The 14842-nt window shown below is 69.2% G+C and carries 16 protein-coding genes; 6 read left to right on the forward strand and 10 right to left on the reverse strand.

From position 1 onward, the window contains the following. Positions 1-10: 10 nt before the first annotated feature. The 8 genes from BJ972_RS05665 to BJ972_RS05700 form a co-directional block, all read right to left on the reverse strand. Entirely contained in the window at positions 11-781 is a 771-nt protein-coding gene (locus tag BJ972_RS05665) for a hypothetical protein (protein WP_129172840.1), read from the reverse strand. Then, a complete protein-coding gene (locus BJ972_RS05670; protein ID WP_129172841.1) occupies positions 778-1686 on the reverse strand; it encodes an ABC transporter ATP-binding protein in 909 nt (302 codons plus the stop codon). Before BJ972_RS05670 ends, BJ972_RS05665 begins: the two co-directional genes overlap by 4 nt. After that, entirely contained in the window at positions 1683-2042 is a 360-nt protein-coding gene (locus tag BJ972_RS05675; RefSeq protein WP_129172842.1) for a GntR family transcriptional regulator, read from the reverse strand. The genes BJ972_RS05670 and BJ972_RS05675 overlap by 4 nt, the downstream gene beginning before the upstream one ends. 117 nt (positions 2043-2159) lie before the next feature. Continuing rightward, positions 2160-2738 (reverse strand): GNAT family N-acetyltransferase, encoded by a 579-nt coding sequence (locus tag BJ972_RS05680; protein WP_129172843.1) that lies wholly within the window; start codon positions 2736-2738, stop codon positions 2160-2162. 26 nt (positions 2739-2764) lie between these two features. After that, positions 2765-3454, reverse strand: a complete 690-nt coding sequence (locus tag BJ972_RS05685) for a uracil-DNA glycosylase (protein WP_129172844.1) — start codon at positions 3452-3454, stop codon at positions 2765-2767. 1 nt (position 3455) lies between these two features. Beyond that, positions 3456-4181 (reverse strand): Type 1 glutamine amidotransferase-like domain-containing protein, encoded by a 726-nt coding sequence (locus BJ972_RS05690; protein WP_129172845.1) that lies wholly within the window; start codon positions 4179-4181, stop codon positions 3456-3458. Further along, positions 4178-4879, reverse strand: a complete 702-nt coding sequence (locus BJ972_RS05695; protein ID WP_129172846.1) for a potassium channel family protein — start codon at positions 4877-4879, stop codon at positions 4178-4180. Before BJ972_RS05695 ends, BJ972_RS05690 begins: the two co-directional genes overlap by 4 nt. Continuing rightward, entirely contained in the window at positions 4876-5655 is a 780-nt protein-coding gene (locus BJ972_RS05700; protein ID WP_129172847.1) for an SDR family oxidoreductase, read from the reverse strand. Before BJ972_RS05700 ends, BJ972_RS05695 begins: the two co-directional genes overlap by 4 nt. A gap of 38 nt (positions 5656-5693) precedes the next feature. Between BJ972_RS05700 and BJ972_RS05705 the strand changes: the two genes are divergently transcribed. From BJ972_RS05705 to BJ972_RS05730, 6 genes are all read left to right on the forward strand, one after another. Then, positions 5694-6776 carry an acyltransferase family protein gene (locus BJ972_RS05705; protein ID WP_129172848.1) on the forward strand — a complete coding sequence of 361 codons (1083 nt, stop codon included), beginning with the start codon at positions 5694-5696 and terminating at the stop codon, positions 6774-6776. A gap of 109 nt (positions 6777-6885) precedes the next feature. Continuing rightward, complete coding sequence (locus BJ972_RS05710) at positions 6886-8214, forward strand: bifunctional o-acetylhomoserine/o-acetylserine sulfhydrylase (RefSeq protein ID WP_129172849.1); 1329 nt, start codon at positions 6886-6888, stop codon at positions 8212-8214. A 120-nt stretch (positions 8215-8334) separates the two neighbouring features. Further along, positions 8335-9531, forward strand: coding sequence for a homoserine O-acetyltransferase MetX (metX, locus tag BJ972_RS05715; protein ID WP_129172850.1), 1197 nt, complete (start codon positions 8335-8337; stop codon positions 9529-9531). Between the two features lie 37 nt (positions 9532-9568). Then, positions 9569-10735 carry a sensor histidine kinase gene (locus BJ972_RS05720; protein ID WP_129172851.1) on the forward strand — a complete coding sequence of 389 codons (1167 nt, stop codon included), beginning with the start codon at positions 9569-9571 and terminating at the stop codon, positions 10733-10735. Then, on the forward strand, positions 10732-12009 hold the full coding sequence (locus BJ972_RS05725) for a hypothetical protein (RefSeq protein WP_129172852.1): 1278 nt from the start codon (positions 10732-10734) through the stop codon (positions 12007-12009). The genes BJ972_RS05720 and BJ972_RS05725 overlap by 4 nt, the downstream gene beginning before the upstream one ends. A gap of 30 nt (positions 12010-12039) precedes the next feature. Beyond that, complete coding sequence (locus BJ972_RS05730; protein ID WP_277871222.1) at positions 12040-12696, forward strand: response regulator transcription factor; 657 nt, start codon at positions 12040-12042, stop codon at positions 12694-12696. 50 nt (positions 12697-12746) lie between these two features. Here the strand turns inward: BJ972_RS05730 and BJ972_RS05735 are convergent, their stop codons facing one another. Both BJ972_RS05735 and BJ972_RS05740 read right to left on the reverse strand, forming a co-directional pair. Further along, the gene (locus BJ972_RS05735) at positions 12747-14018 is read right to left on the reverse strand and encodes an MFS transporter (RefSeq protein ID WP_129172853.1); all 1272 of its coding nucleotides are present in this window, start codon (positions 14016-14018) and stop codon (positions 12747-12749) included. Between the two features lie 52 nt (positions 14019-14070). Continuing rightward, entirely contained in the window at positions 14071-14838 is a 768-nt protein-coding gene (locus BJ972_RS05740; RefSeq protein WP_129172854.1) for a hypothetical protein, read from the reverse strand. Positions 14839-14842 lie beyond the last annotated feature (4 nt).

The raw sequence follows: 14842 nt of genomic DNA on the forward strand, positions 1-14842 counted from the left end.
CTCCGGCGTGTCAGCTCCGCGGTGTCGCGCGGCGGATGACGAGGTAGCCGGCCGCCAGCAGGACGATCGACAGTCCGAGGAGGAGACCGAAGGCTCCGGCGATGCCGATCGAGCCGAGCCAGCCGAACACCTCGTCCCAGTTGCCCGAGAACGTGAAGTAGGCGATGACGGCGAGCATGAGCACGGCGAAACCGGCGATGAGGGCCAGCATGCCGGGCATCCGCCACCGCATGTACACGGTCGTCACCGCGGCGCCGACGACGAGCACGAAGAGCTGCAGCGAGAACGTCGAGAACAGGTCGACCACGAAGCCGTCGAGTCCGTACCAGAGCGAATCGAACATGTGCGCGCCGACCCACCAGCCGCCGGTCGCCTTCTCGAGCTGCACGAGGAGCGCGATGGCGACGGCGTTCGCCGCCGAGACGAGCACGAAGATGAGCGAGGTGCCGAGCCAGAAGTCGCGCCTCGTCGTGCCGAAGCCGAGGGCGAACTGGAAGGTCAGCCCGATCGCCTGCACGCCGACGACGACCATGTACCACTGCGGTGAGACGACGGCCCAGCTGTAGCGCATGTTCTCGAGATCGTCGGGCGTCGCCCCGGCGCTCCTCATGATGATGGCGATCGTGATGGTGACGAGCGAGGCGAGCCCGACGATCGCCCACGGGATTCCGATGAAGATCGAGGGGTTCGCGAGGTGCAGCCGGACGATCCTCCAGAGGCGATGGAACGTTCCGGTGGAGCCGGGTGCGGCGAACGCGGCCGGGGCCGTTGCGGTGGTCATGCGGAAACCTCCTGTGCGGTGTCGGCGCCGAGGTCCGCGCCGGTCAGGTGAACGATGAGCTGCTGCAGCGAGACGGGTCCGAGTTCGAGCCCGAGGTCGCTCGCGCGTCGACGGTCGGCGGCGGAGAGCGCGCCCTCGACCGTGACCGAGGCGAGCCCGCCGAGGCCGTCGCGCCCGATGATCCGGCGTCCGTCGACGAACGATTCGACGGCGGCACGCGTGCCGGCCACGGTCGTCGCGGTGCCGCGCACCTCGTCGGCGGGAGCATCGATGAGCACGCGGCCCTGGTCGATGAGGATGACGTGCTCGAGGAGGTTCGAGACCTCGTCGATCAGGTGCGTCGACAGCACGATCGTTCGGGGGTGCTCGGCGTAGTCCGCGAGAAGGCGGTCGTAGAAGATGTGGCGGGCGACCGCGTCGAGCCCGAGGTACGGCTCGTCGAAGAAGGTCAGCGGCGCACGTGAGGCGAGGCCCACGATGACGCCGACGGCGCTCAGCTGCCCCCGCGAGAGCTTCTTGATCGGGCGGCTCACGGGAAGTCGGAACTCGGCGATCAGTTCGTCGGCGAGCTCCTGGTTCCAGTTCTCGAAGAACCACGGCGCCGACGCGAAGACGTGCGACGGGCGGAAGCCGTCGGGGTACTTCTGCGACTCGGCGATGAAGCAGATGCGCCGCAGCACGTCGGCGTGCTCGGCCGGTGCCGAGCCGAAGACCTCGAGCGAGCCGCCGTCGGGGAAGATCTGCCCCGTGAGCAACTGCATGATGGTGGTCTTTCCGGCGCCGTTGCGGCCGAGGAGACCGTAGATACCGTTCTCCTCGAGGTGGAAGTCGATGCCGTCGATGGCCGTGAACGACCCGTAGGTCTTCGTCAGGCCGACGACGCGAGCGACGGGCTGCGTGGTCATTCGGATGCTCCTTCGGTGCGGATCATGTCGATCAGTCGATCGGTGGTGAGCCCGAGCTTCGCCGCTTCGGCGAGCAGTGGGCCGATGAATTCGGCGGAGAACTCCGCCGTGCGACGCGCGACGAGGACGTCGCGGGCTCCGGTGGCGACGAACATGCCGATTCCCCGTCTCTTGTAGATGATTCCGTCGTCGACGAGGCGGTTGACGCCCTTGCCCGCCGTCGCCGGATTGATGCGGTAAAAAGCCGCGAATTCTGTTGTCGACGGCACCTGGCCCTCTTCGGGCAGCGCTCCGTCGATGATGTCGTTCTCGATCAGCTCTGCGATCTGCAGGAAGATCGGCCGAGAGTCATCCATGTCACCTCGGTTCGTTGGTTAGTTACTTATGTAACTAACCAACCAGCTTGCGGCGCGCCTGTCAACCCCTCACTCCGAGACGGATCGGAGAGGGGCGGCGGATGACGGTCGCGAGCGCTACTTGAGAGAGCGCTGCAGCATGACCGTGCCGAGCCAGCGCTCGAACTTGTAGCCCACGCGGCCCATGCGTCCGACCTCGGTGAAGCCGAACTTCTCGTGCAGGGCGACCGACGACTCGGCGCCCTGGTCGGCGATGACCGCGATCATCTCTTTGAGACCGGCGGCCTTCGAGCGGTCGATGAGTTCGCCGAGCAGCACGCGACCGAGACCCTTGCCCGTGGCGGCTGGGCCGAGGTAGATCGAGTTCTCGACCGTGAACCGATAGGCGCGCTTCTGCTTCCACGGCGACACGAGCGCGTAGCCGAGGAGCTGCCCGCTCGGCGCCTCGGCGACGATGAAGGGCATTCCGAGCTTCTGGAGGTAGGTGAACTTCGACTTCCACTCGCGCAGGCTCTTCCGGTCCTCGTCGAATGTGACCGTCGAGTTGGCGACGTAGTAGTTGTAGATCTCACGCACGGCCGGCATGTCGGCGAGCACGGCGTCGCGGAGTTCGTACGAGAAGGGCGCCTCGGGCGCGGGAGCCTTCCGCAGGTGGGGCGGCAGTTCCCGGCGCGGCTGGTATTCCTCCTCGAGCATGGCGACAGCCTAGGCGATGTCGAGGCTCAGACGACGCGCCACTCGACGGGCTCGGCCCCCTGGGCGACGAGCATCTCGTTCGCCCGGCTGAACGGAGCCGACCCGAAGAATCCTCGTCGCGCCGACAGCGGACTCGGATGCGCCGACTCGATGACCGCGACGTCGCCGAGCAACGGTCGCGTCGCCGCGGCATCCTTGCCCCAGAGGATCGCGACGAGAGGCCCGCCGCGCTCGGCGAGAGCTCCGATCGCGGCCGCGGTGATCGACTCCCAGCCGACACGGCGGTGCGAGGCGGCCGCACCCGGCCGCACTGTGAGCACGCGGTTGAGCAGTAGCACCCCCGAGGCCTCCCACGAGCTGAGGTCGCCGTGCGGCGCCGGCTCGATGCCGAGATCGTCGTTCAATTCGCGGTAGATGTTCTGCAGACTCCGCGGCAGCGGGCGCACATCGCGATCGACGGCGAACGAGAGTCCGATCGGGTGTCCCGGGGTCGGGTACGGGTCCTGACCGACGATGAGGACGCGCACGGCGTCGAGCGGCTGCGTGAACGCCCGCAGCACGCGCCCGCCCTCCGGCAGATATCCGCGACCGGCGGCCGTCTCCGCGCGCAGGAAGTCGCCGAGCGCGGCGAGCTCCCCCGCGACCGGGGTGAGTGCGGGCACCCAGCTCTCGTGCACGACGCCGTCGCGCGCGAGTCGATCGAGGTCCGTCGGCATGTCAGGCGCCGAGTGTGCGGACCAGGACGCCGTCCTCCGTGCGGCGAACGCTCCACACGTTGCCCGCGCCCTCGACGCGGAGCCCCTGCTCGCCCACGACGAACGCGGTGTCCTCGTCGATCGCGACTCCGCCGTCGACGAGGCCGGCCTCCGTCGCGGCGAGGAGGCGCGCGAGCGTGCCCCACTGCGCCGCGTGCACCTCGATCGTGAGGTCGACGAGGCCGAGGCCCGCCTCGACCGCGACGTCGTCGAGGCCCTCCCCCGCGTCCTCCGCGCACACCGGAACGTCGCCGATGCGCCAGCCGCCGACGAGCGCGCGCTCGGCGGCGATCGCGGCGCCGGCCGAGAAGCCGAGATAGGGCAGACCGGATGCCGCAAGCCGGCGGATCTCTCCGGCGATGGGCTGCACCGCGGCGAGGTAGTCGGGGGTCGTGCCGCCGCCGATGACGAGGCCGTGCGCTCCGGCGAGGTGTGTGGATTCGAACGTCTGGCCCGGGCTCACGCGCGTGATCGTCACGGCGAAACCGTCGCCGTCGCGGAGAAGCGCACGGTAGCGGTCCGCGTAGTCGTTCTCCTCGGGGCTGTCGCCGCCGACGAGGAGCACGACGATGCTCGTGGCCTCAGCCGATTCGCGTGCGGCTCCGGCCGTCGCCTCGTCGAGAAAGGGACCGAAGACGGCCGTGGTCTGGGCGGGGCTCCAGCCACCGCCGACGAGGTGAATGCTCATGCATCGAGCGTATCGCGGGGCTCGACGGGGCCGGACTCGGGGCGGTCGTCCGACTGCCCCGCCGCACGGTCGCGCTTGGCGTGCGACAGGCGCTCGTTGAGGATCGAGATCACCGTGGCGCTCGCGACACCGACGATCGCGATGCCGCCGACCATCAAGAGCACCGAGAGCAGGCGGCCCATGATCGTGACCGGGTAGAGGTCGCCGTAGCCGACGGTCGCGATCGTGACGCACGCCCACCAGAGCGCGTCGCCGAAGTTCGTGATGTTCGCGTCCGGAGCTCCTCGCTCCGCCTGCAGCACGGCGAGCGAGATCGAGTAGACGAACAGCAGCACGAAGATGAGCGCGTAGGCGACGAACTGCACGCGGGTCGACGAGGCGGTGCGCGAACGGAAGTAGGGGATCTCCTTGAGGAGCGTCATCAGCCGGAACGGTCGGAAGACGGGGAAGATCACCGAGAGCAGGTCGGGGACGTTCTGGCGCACGAACTGGCCGCGGTGGCGGCTCGCGACGAGCCGGACGACGTAGTCGACGAGGAAGCTCAGCCACACGACGACGAGCGTGAGCCGGAGCACGTGCATGGCCTGGGGCGGGAGCGACTCGTCGATCACGTACAGGGTCCACGCGACGATGAACACGAGCGAGAGTCCGAGGAGCGGCAGCGCCGTCCACTTCTCCCACCGCTGACGCGGGCTCATGCCCCTGCCGATCTCAGCGGTCCGCGCGCGAGGAGATGCGGCGCGGCCTGGGCGACGGGCTTCAGCACGATGAGGTCCTGATTGACGTGGGCGGGCTTCTCGACGGCGTCGACGATGACGTCGGCGACGTCGACCGCCGTGAGCGGGGCCTCGACGCCGTCGTACACCGCAGCGGCCTTCGCCGCGTCGCCGCCGAAGCGCACGAGCGAGAACTCCTCGGTGTGCACGAGCCCCGGCGCGACCTCGATGACACGGATCGGCTCGCCGCTCAGCTCGAGGCGCAGCACCTCCATGAGGGCGTGGGCCGCGAACTTCGCGGCGTTGTATCCGCCGCCGCCGATGTAGGCAACGTGCCCGGCGATCGAGGTGACCGTGACGATGTCGGCGCCGCCGCTCTCGGTCGCCCCGAGACGGAGCAGGGGCAGCAGCGCGCTCGTGACGCGCTTCACGCCGATGACGTTGACCTCGAACATCCACGCCCAGTCCTCGACGCTCGCCGTCTCGACGGACTCGATGCCCTTGGCCCCACCGGCGTTGTTGATGAGGGTGTGCACGGGGCCCGACTCCGCGAGGAAGACGCGGAGGGCCTCGACGTCGGCCTCGACGGTCACGTCGGCGACGAACGGGGTCGCGCCGGTCTCCGCGGCGAGCGCGTCGAGTCGATCAGCGCGACGCGCGACCGCGACGACGTCCCAGCCGTCGTTCCGCAGACGGCGGACGGTCGCCGCCCCGATGCCCGAACTTGCCCCTGTGACGACCGCGCGACGTGAACCCATGGCTCCATTGTGGGGCAGAGTGTTGCGACAATGGGGTCATGATCCAGGCGAAGGCACCGACGCGACGCCGCGTCCCCCTCTGGGACAACGCCCGGTGGATCGCGATCACCCTCGTCGTCATCGGGCACGGCATCCTCCCCCTCATCGCCGAGTCCGACCCGGCCTACAGCGCCTACCTCGTGATCTACTCGTTCCACGTCGCCGTCTTCGTCATGGTCAGCGGGTACTTCGCGAAGTCGGGGCCGCCGAACGCGCGGGCCCTCACGCGCATCCTGACCGACGTGATCTTCCCGTACATCATCTTCGAGACGATCTGGACCGTCATCCGCTGGCTCCTCGGCGGCAACCTCGACTTCGACTACTCGACCGCGAGCTGGACACTGTGGTTCCTCCTCGCCCTCGCGATCTGGCGCATCACGCTGCCGTACCTCGTGCTCCTTCGTCATCCGCTGCTCATCTCGATCGTGCTGTCGGTCGGCGCTGGCTACGTCGAGTCGATCGACTCGACGTTCGCGCTCTCACGCGCTTTCGGGATGCTGCCGTTCTTCGTCTTCGGCTGGCAGGTGCGTCAGTGGCAGATCACCGGCCGGTGGCTCGAACTGCGTTCGGCGATCGCGTGGCGGTGGCGAGCCGGAGCGATCGCGCTCTTCGTGGTGCTCGGCATCGCGATGCCGGTCGCGATCGACACGTGGCGCGAGTTGAAGCTCCGCCGATTCATGCTCTACGACGAGTCGTACGTCTCGATCGGCTACGACGAGCCGTGGAGCGGCGCGATCCGGTTGGGTCTCCTGCTCCTCGCGATGGTGCTCTCCCTCGCCTTCCTCACCCTCATGCCCCGCGGGAAGACCGCGTTCACGGCGTTCGGGGCCGCGACGATGTACATCTACATGCTGCACACGTTCGCGCTCTACCCCCTCCGCGAGACCGACGTGCTCGCCGGCGCCCAACCCTGGTGGACGCTTCCCGCGATGATCGTGTTCTGCGTGCTCATCTCGGTCGTGCTGTCGCTGCGCCCCGTACGCCGCGTCTTCCGCCCGCTCGTCGAACCGCGGGCGCGCTGGATGTTCCGCCGCGAGGAGTCGACACCGACGGGCACGATCGTGCTGCCCCGCGAGAACTGACGCGATTACGTCGTGTGTCGGGCATCATTGTCGATGCCGCCTCGGCCTACCTAGGCTGCTCAGCGTGCAGTGGAGTCCACCACTGCCCCACAACCCTTCAGGAGTTCCCATGAGCGACGCTGCCGACTGGCGCTTCGAGACCAAGCAGGTTCACTCGGGCGCACAGCCCGACCCGACGACGAACGCCCGTGCGACGCCGATCTACCAGACCACCTCGTACGTGTTCAACAACGCCGACCACGCACAGAACCTCTTCGCGCTCGCCGAGTTCGGCAACATCTACACGCGCATCCAGAACCCGACGCAGGCCGTCGTCGAAGAGCGCCTCGCCGCGCTCGAGGGCGGAACGGGCGCGCTCCTCGTCGCATCGGGCCAGTCGGCCTCGACGTTCGCGGTGCTGAACATCGCGCAGGCGGGCGACCACATCGTGTCGTCGGCGTCGATCTACGGCGGCACCTACAACCTCTTCAAGTACACGCTCGCGAAGCTCGGTATCGAGACGACGTTCGTCGAGAACCAGGACGACCCCGAAGAGTGGCGCCGCGCGGTCCGCCCGAACACGAAGCTCTTCTTCGCCGAGACCATCGGCAACCCGAAGATCAACATCCTCGACATCCGCCAGGTCTCGGACGTCGCGCACGAGGCGGGCCTGCCCCTCATCGTCGACAACACGATCGCGACGCCGTACCTGATCCGCCCGTTCGAGCACGGCGCCGACATCATCGTGCACTCGGCGACGAAGTTCCTCGGCGGTCACGGCACGGTCATCGGCGGCGTCATCGTCGACGGCGGCACGTTCGAGTGGTCGAAGAACGTCGAGAAGTTCCCCGGCCTCACCGAGCCCGACCCGTCGTACCACGGCGCGTCGTACACGGCCGCCGTCGGCGACGGACTCGCCTACATCATCAAGGCGCGTGTGCAGCTGCTCCGCGACCTCGGTGCCGCGATCGCTCCGGCGAGCGCGTGGCAGCTCATCCAGGGCATCGAGACGCTCTCGCTCCGCATCGAGCGCCACGTGCAGAACGCCCAGGAGATCGCGGAGTGGCTCGACAACCACCCCGACGTCGCCTCGGTCAACTACTCGGGTCTGCCCTCGAGCCCGTGGTACGCGGCAGCCAACACGTACGCCCCGAAGGGTGTCGGAGCCGTGCTGTCGTTCGAGCTCAAGGGCGGCGTCGATGCCGGCCGTGCCCTCGTCGACAACCTGTCGCTCTTCTCGCACCTCGCGAACATCGGCGACGTCCGTTCGCTCGTCATCCACCCTGCGTCGACGACGCACTCGCAGCTCACGCCCGAGCAGCAGCTGACGACGGGCGTCACGCCCGGACTCGTGCGCCTCTCGGTGGGCATCGAGAACGTCGACGACCTGAAGTCCGACCTCGAGGCCGGCTTCGCCGCCGCTCGCGCCGTCAGTGAGGCACTGCGTAACAACGCCTGAGAGCTCTGACAGACGGATGCCGCGGGCCGATCGCCCGCGGCATCCGTCGTTTCCCCTCGCCGATGCTCCGTCGCGACCCGGCCTGCGTAACACTCCCCGGGGAGCACGCAGAATGGTGAGATGGATTGGCAGACGACAGCCGACACGGTGCCCTCGAGCTTCATCACCGAGGCGCAGGTGCACACGCTCGGCAAGCCCCCCGTCACGGGTGCGTGGCGCGAGGGCGATCCCGTCGGTGAGCGTCTGTTCGCGTCGATCGGCGCACTCGCCGTCGAGTCGGGCGACGAGCTGCCGTCCGTCCGCATCGCGTACGAGTCGTGGGGAACGCTCTCTCCGGCGAAGGACAACGCGATCCTCGTGCTGCACGCCCTCACGGGCGACTCGCACGTCACCGGCGCGCACGGCCCGGGGCACACCAATTCCGGTTGGTGGTCGGCGATCGTCGGGCCGGGCAAGGCCATCGACACCGACCGCTGGTTCGTCGTCGCCCCCAACGTGCTCGGCGGATGCCAGGGCACGACCGGCCCGGCTTCCCTCGCGCCCGACGGCGCCGAATGGGCGGCGCGCTTCCCCTACGTCACGATCCGCGATCAGGTCGCGGCCCAGATCGCCTTCTCCGACGCGATCGGCATCGACCGCTGGGCAGCGGTCGTCGGCGGGTCGATGGGCGGAATGCACGTGCTCGAGTGGGCGATCATGGCTCCCGAGCGACTCGAGCGCATCGCGGTGCTCGCGGCTCCCCCGGTGACGACGGCCGATCAGATCGCGCTCAACACCGTGCAGATGGAGGCGATCCGCACCGACCCCGCTTTCCGCCACGGCGACTTCTACGACGAGCTCGAGGGGCCGACCCGCGGCCTCGCGCTCGCCCGGCGCATGGCCCTCTTGAACTACCGGAGCCCGACGGAGCTCAACGAGAGATTCCACCGCGAGTGGCAGAGCGACATCAGCCCGCTCGGCGCCGGGGGCCGCTTCGCCGTCGAGTCGTACCTCGACTTCCACGGCAACAAGTTCACCCGACGCTTCGATGCGAACAGCTACATCACCCTGACCGAGTCGATGAACTCGCACGACATCGGGCGCGGTCGCGGCGGCGTCGCCGCGGCGCTCGAGCGCATCACCGCGCGAGCGCTCGTGCTCGGCGTCGGCAGCGACCGGTACTTCCCGTACAGCGGGCAGGCCGAGATCGCCGCGGGGCTCCGCACCGGCATCCGTCAGGGCGAGCCGTACCGCATCGAATCCGAGTACGGCCACGATGCGTTCCTCATCGAGTCCGATCTCGTGGGTGAGGCCATCACCGAGCTCCTCGCCGCGTGATCCGCGCCGACGTCGTGCTCCGCTAGGGTTGCGACCGATGAACCGGATCCCGAAGGAACGCGACCGACTGCTGCGACGCGCGGCACGCTTCGGCGGCCTCGCGGGCACCGTCGGTGCGATCGCGTGCCTCACCGCGCCGGGCGCGATCCCGGGCGACGAGTTACCGACCGTCGCGCTCCTCTCCCTCGCTCTCGTCGCCTCGGTCCTCGCCCTCACCAACACGGGCGCGCTCTACTGGACGCTCCCCGCGGTCGGCCTCGGGCTCGCCGTCATCGTCGTCACGGGGCTCTCGTCGCCGAGGCTGAGCGATGCCACGTCGACCGCGATCGTGCTGCAGGCGAGCATCGGAATAGCGTCGGTCGTGCTCATGCTGCTGACGAGTCGCCGCGGCCGCATCCTCGCCGGAGGCTACGCCCTCGCGACGCTCGTCGTCGTCTCGCTCGTCGCGACGCGCGGCGATCACACGGTCGCGATCATCGCCCTCTCGGTCGCCGGGTGGGGGGCGAACGCCGTGCTCGCCGTCTGGATCGATCAGGGCTCGCGCCGCGCCATGTCGCGCATCGACGAGATCGGCCGCGCCCACCGCGCCGAACGCTTCGCGAGCGAGCTCGAGGCCCAGCAGCGGCAGGACGCCCGCCTCCTCCACGACACGGTCCTCGCGACGTTGAGCCTCCTCGCCCACTCCGGGGTCGGCGTCTCGCCCGAGTCGCTCCGGCACCAGGCATCCGACGATGCGCGCCTCCTCCGTCAGCTGCGACTCGGCGGAACCGCGGGCACACGCAACACCGACGGCCTCTTCACACCGGAGCCGGAGATGGACTCGGTGCTCGGCCAGACCCTCGAGTCGGTCAAGCAGCGATTCGGGCGCATGGGCCTCGCCGTGCGCTGGCACGGCTCCGGTCAGGTGCTGCTGCCCCGCGAGACGCTCGACGCCTTCCTCGGCGCCCTCGGCGAGTGCCTCGAGAACGTCCGACGCCACGCGGGTGTGTCGGAGGCCGACGTCACGATCACCGACGACGACATCATGGTGCGAGCGATGGTGACCGACGCGGGCGTCGGATTCAACATCGACGACGTCGACGGTGCACGGCTCGGCTACGCCGAATCGGTCGTCGGCCGACTGCGCTCGGTCAACGGCCGCGCCCGGCTGTTCTCGTCTCCCGGAGCGGGCACGACCGTCGTGCTGGAGGTGCCGAAGTCATGAGCCTCCCCGCAGAAGACACCCTCGGCATCCACCTCGGTTCGAGGGCCCCCGGCGATCGCTCGCCAAAGCGAGGCTTCCGTCGCCCTGCGCGCACGCTCGCCTCGACGAACGCCAACCTCTCGGGTCTCGGCGGCCGGCGCCTCGCCCTCGGTCTGTCGATCGCGGCCCTCATCCTCGCCGCGGCGCACTTCGCACGCTTCCTCGCGATGCTGCCGGTCTATCCCGACCGCGTCCTCCCCGTCGCGGCGTGGGTCGTCGTCGTGCTGACGACGTGCTTCGGTTTCGCCCTCGTGCGGGCGCTCGGCGCGCGCGTGCCCGAGTGGCTCTTCTTCATGCTCCTCGCGTACGGCGCCCTCGGCGTCGGATTCGACCTCGCCGCCTCGCTCTTCACCCTTCGCGACGGAGTGACACCGACGGCCGCCGCAGCAGCGGGTGCGCTCCTCATCCCGCTCGCCGCCCTCCGCCGCACCCGCGCCGTGCTGTTCGTCGCACTCGGCCTCTCGGTCGTGCTGACGCTCCCGGCCTTCTTCTCGCTCGACGCCGGCCTCGACATCGTGACGGGCCTCGCGGTCGCGGCGAGCGTCGCCTATGCCGCGATCTTCGCCGTCATCATCATCGACGGCTTCCGCCGGATGGTGCGGTTCGAGCTCGACCTCGTCCTCGTGCAGAGCACCGTCGGCACGCCCCGCACCGCGGTCGGCATGCACGCCTCCGAAGATCTCGCCCGGCTCGACTTCGACGCCGAGACGCTGCTCGCCGACGTCGCCGAGGGTCGCCTCCCGCTTCCCCTCCCCCCGGATGCCGCGGACACCGCGGGCTCCCTCGCGAGCCAGCTGCGCATGCGCCTCATCGAGGGACGCACCGACACGTGGCTCCGTCACGCCGTCGCCGAGTCGGAGTTCCTCACGGACTCCGTGATCATCGAGGATCGCGGCGGTCTCGCGGGACTATTCTCTGCCCGACAGCGCGACGCCCTCCTGCTCGCCATCTGGCTCCTCGTGGGCGAACGTGCTCGCTCGAGCGCGACGCCGATCCGCATCGAGATCGGTCCGAGAGGTCCGAGAACGGCCCGATCGCACAGCAACATGGTCGACTTTCCGCTGTTTATCACCGCATCGGGTGTGCCACATCGACGGATCGACCCCGCGACATGGGAAGCTATCAATGTCGTCGGGCCCCACACGGAGTCGCGCGACGCGGGGGTTCTTCGCATCGAAGTCGCCTGTTCGGTCGACAGCCCGGCCGGATCGCCGGGTATCGGCGCGGCACGGTAGAGATCCCAGCCGGTTATCGAGGAGGAAATTGTGACGCAGGTGGATGGCGCCATTCGACTGGTGGTCGTCGACGACCACCGCATGCTGCTCGGCGCGTTGAGCGAGTGGATTCGCAGTGCGGCACCCGACATCGACCTCGTCGCAGCGGTGGCTTCCTGGCCCGAGCTGCTCTCGCACCCGGCCTTCCCCGTCGACGTCGTGCTCCTCGACCTCGACCTCAAGGACAACATCCCCATCTCACTGAAGCTCTCGACGCTCAAGACGACGGGCGTGCGCACGGTTCTCATGAGCACGTACTCCGAACCCGCCGTGGTCCGCGAAGCGCTCGCTGCCGGCGCCCTCGGCTACCTCGTGAAGACCGAGCCCGTCGATCGCATCGTGCAGGCGATCCGCGCGGCTCACGAGGGCGGCTCGTACATCTCCGACGAACTCGTCGACGCGTTGAACGCCGACGGCGACGACGACGGACCGCGCCTGAGCGCCCAGGAACGTCGCGTCATGGCCCTCTACGGAGCGGGCGAGCCTGTCAAGGCCGTCGCCTTCCAGCTCGGCATCTCGGAAGAGACCGCGAAGAGCTACCTCAAGCGCATCCGCGAGAAGTACCGCGTCGCAGGCTACGACGTCGGCACGAAGGTCGCCCTCCGGAAGCGCGCCATCCAAGACGGCATCCTGCTCCAGACCGACTGACCCTCCCCCGCGAGTCCGTCACGAGAACGGATGCCGCGGGCGCGCGTCACTCACGCGCTGACGCGCACCGACGTCGTGACGTAGTTGTGCACGGCTCCGCGCTTCCGCTGCGCGCGGTCGATCGAGAACGTGACGACGGCGAGCGCGAGTCCGGCGACGCTCAAGCCGAGGCCGATCCAGATCGGTGCGACGTAGCCGAGCCCCGAGGCGATGGCGAGGCCGCCGAGGGCCGCACCCAGGCTGTTGCCGATGTTGAGCGCCGAGTGGTTGAGCGCCGAGGCGATCGATTGACCGTCGCGAGCGACATCCATGAGCCGCGCCTGGATCGCGGGCGACAGGGCCGAGGCCGCCGCTCCGACGAAGAAGACGCCGGCGAAGAGGCCGACGACCGTCTGCACGCTCAGGCCGAGGGCGGCAAGCGCGACGATCATGAGCAGGAAGAAGCCGTAGACGGAGCGACGGACGCTGCGGTCGACGAGCGCGCCGCCCGCGAAGTTGCCGATCGTCATGCCGACGCCGAAGACGACGAGGACGATCGGGACGATCGCCTCCCCGAGACCGGTGACCTCCGTCGCGATCGGGGCGACGTAGCTGTACACGGCGAAGAGTCCGCCGAAGCCGATGGCTCCGACGAGGAGCGCGAGCCAGACCTGGACCCGACCGAACACCTTCAGCTGGGTGCGCATCGTCGCCGACGGATCGCCCGCTTGCCACGGCACGACCGCGAGCACCGCGAGGAACGTGAGGGCGAAGAGCCCGGCGACGACGAGGTAGGCGACGCGCCAGCCGGCGAGCTGACCGATCCAGGTGATGACGGGTACGCCGATGACGTTGGCGATCGTGAGCCCGCCGAGCACGAGCGCGATGCCGCGACCGCGCTTGCCGGGGCCCATGAGGCTCGCGGCGACGAGCGACGCGATGCCGAAGTAGGCGCCGTGGGGCAGCGCCGACACGAAGCGCGCGAGGAGGACGAGCTCGAACGTCGGCGCGAGGGCCGAGGCGACCGTTCCGAGTGTGAACGCCGAGAGCAGCACGAGCAGCAGGCGACGACGGGGCCATCGAGCCGCGACGGCCGCGATCGTCGGAGCACCCACGACCACGCCGAGCGCGTAGGCCGAGATGACCCAGCCCGCTTGCGCGTTCGCCTGTTCGGGCGCGGAGGCCGCGAGAGCCGGGAACAGATCGCGCGCGATGTCGGGAAGGAGGCCCATGGCGACGAACTCGGTCGAACCGATGCCGAAACCGCCGAGGGCGAGCGCGAGGAGCGCCCCACGAATACGGGCCGGCGACAGCGTCGTCGGCCCGTCAGGAGAGAGGGTCACCCGGCGATACTACGCCTACTCGAATCGATTCGATAGTCGACCGCTCGATCGTTCACTCCACGAGCATCTCCGTGAAGCCGTCGGTGTAGCCGACGAGCAGCAGACGGCTCTCGCCGAGCACGCGGGCGATCTCCTCCCAGTGCGGTGACGCGGGTGAACCGTAGAGACTCGTCAGGACGCCCACGATCGCGTCCGCCTCGACGGGGGTCGGCGGCGTCGGCCGGTCGAACGCGAGGAGGGACGCACCGACCCCGAAGTGCCGATAGCCGTGACGGCCGAGCTCGAGCACGACCGCGTGGTTCTCGAACGTGTCGGCATCCGAGGTGAAGTACCCGTTCGGCAGTGCCGCGATCACGAGGTCGTCGCGCTCGACGCGGCAGCGCTGCACGATCGCGACGTCGTCGAGCGGACGATCGGGGCGGGCGTTGAGGTCGAGGAGGACCGCGAGCCCGTCGTCGTCGAGGGCGAGCTTCTCCCGAAGGGATGTCAGAGGAGGTGTCTCGGCGGCGTCGAGGGCCGCGGCGATGCGCGCCACCTGAGCGGCGTCGTAGCGGGCGACGGCCACGACGTCATCCCAGTCGATGTCGTCCGCCTCGACCGAGAACTCCTCGGCCTCGGCGGCGTGCATGCTCGTGTACGTCGCCTGACCGCGATCGTCGATCGTCATGACGACGCGATCGGGGGCGACGCGAGCACGCAGGTCGTCGAGGACCGGCAGCACCTCCGCGAACGAGGTCACCTCCGACAGGACGGCGATGGTCTCGCTGTTGAACCGCGGCCGGACGATGGCGTCGCCCGGTTCGACGAGCTCCACGTGCATGCGC

The organism is Agromyces atrinae (assembly GCF_013407835.1).
Taxonomy (GTDB): Bacteria; Actinomycetota; Actinomycetes; order Actinomycetales; family Microbacteriaceae; genus Agromyces; species Agromyces atrinae.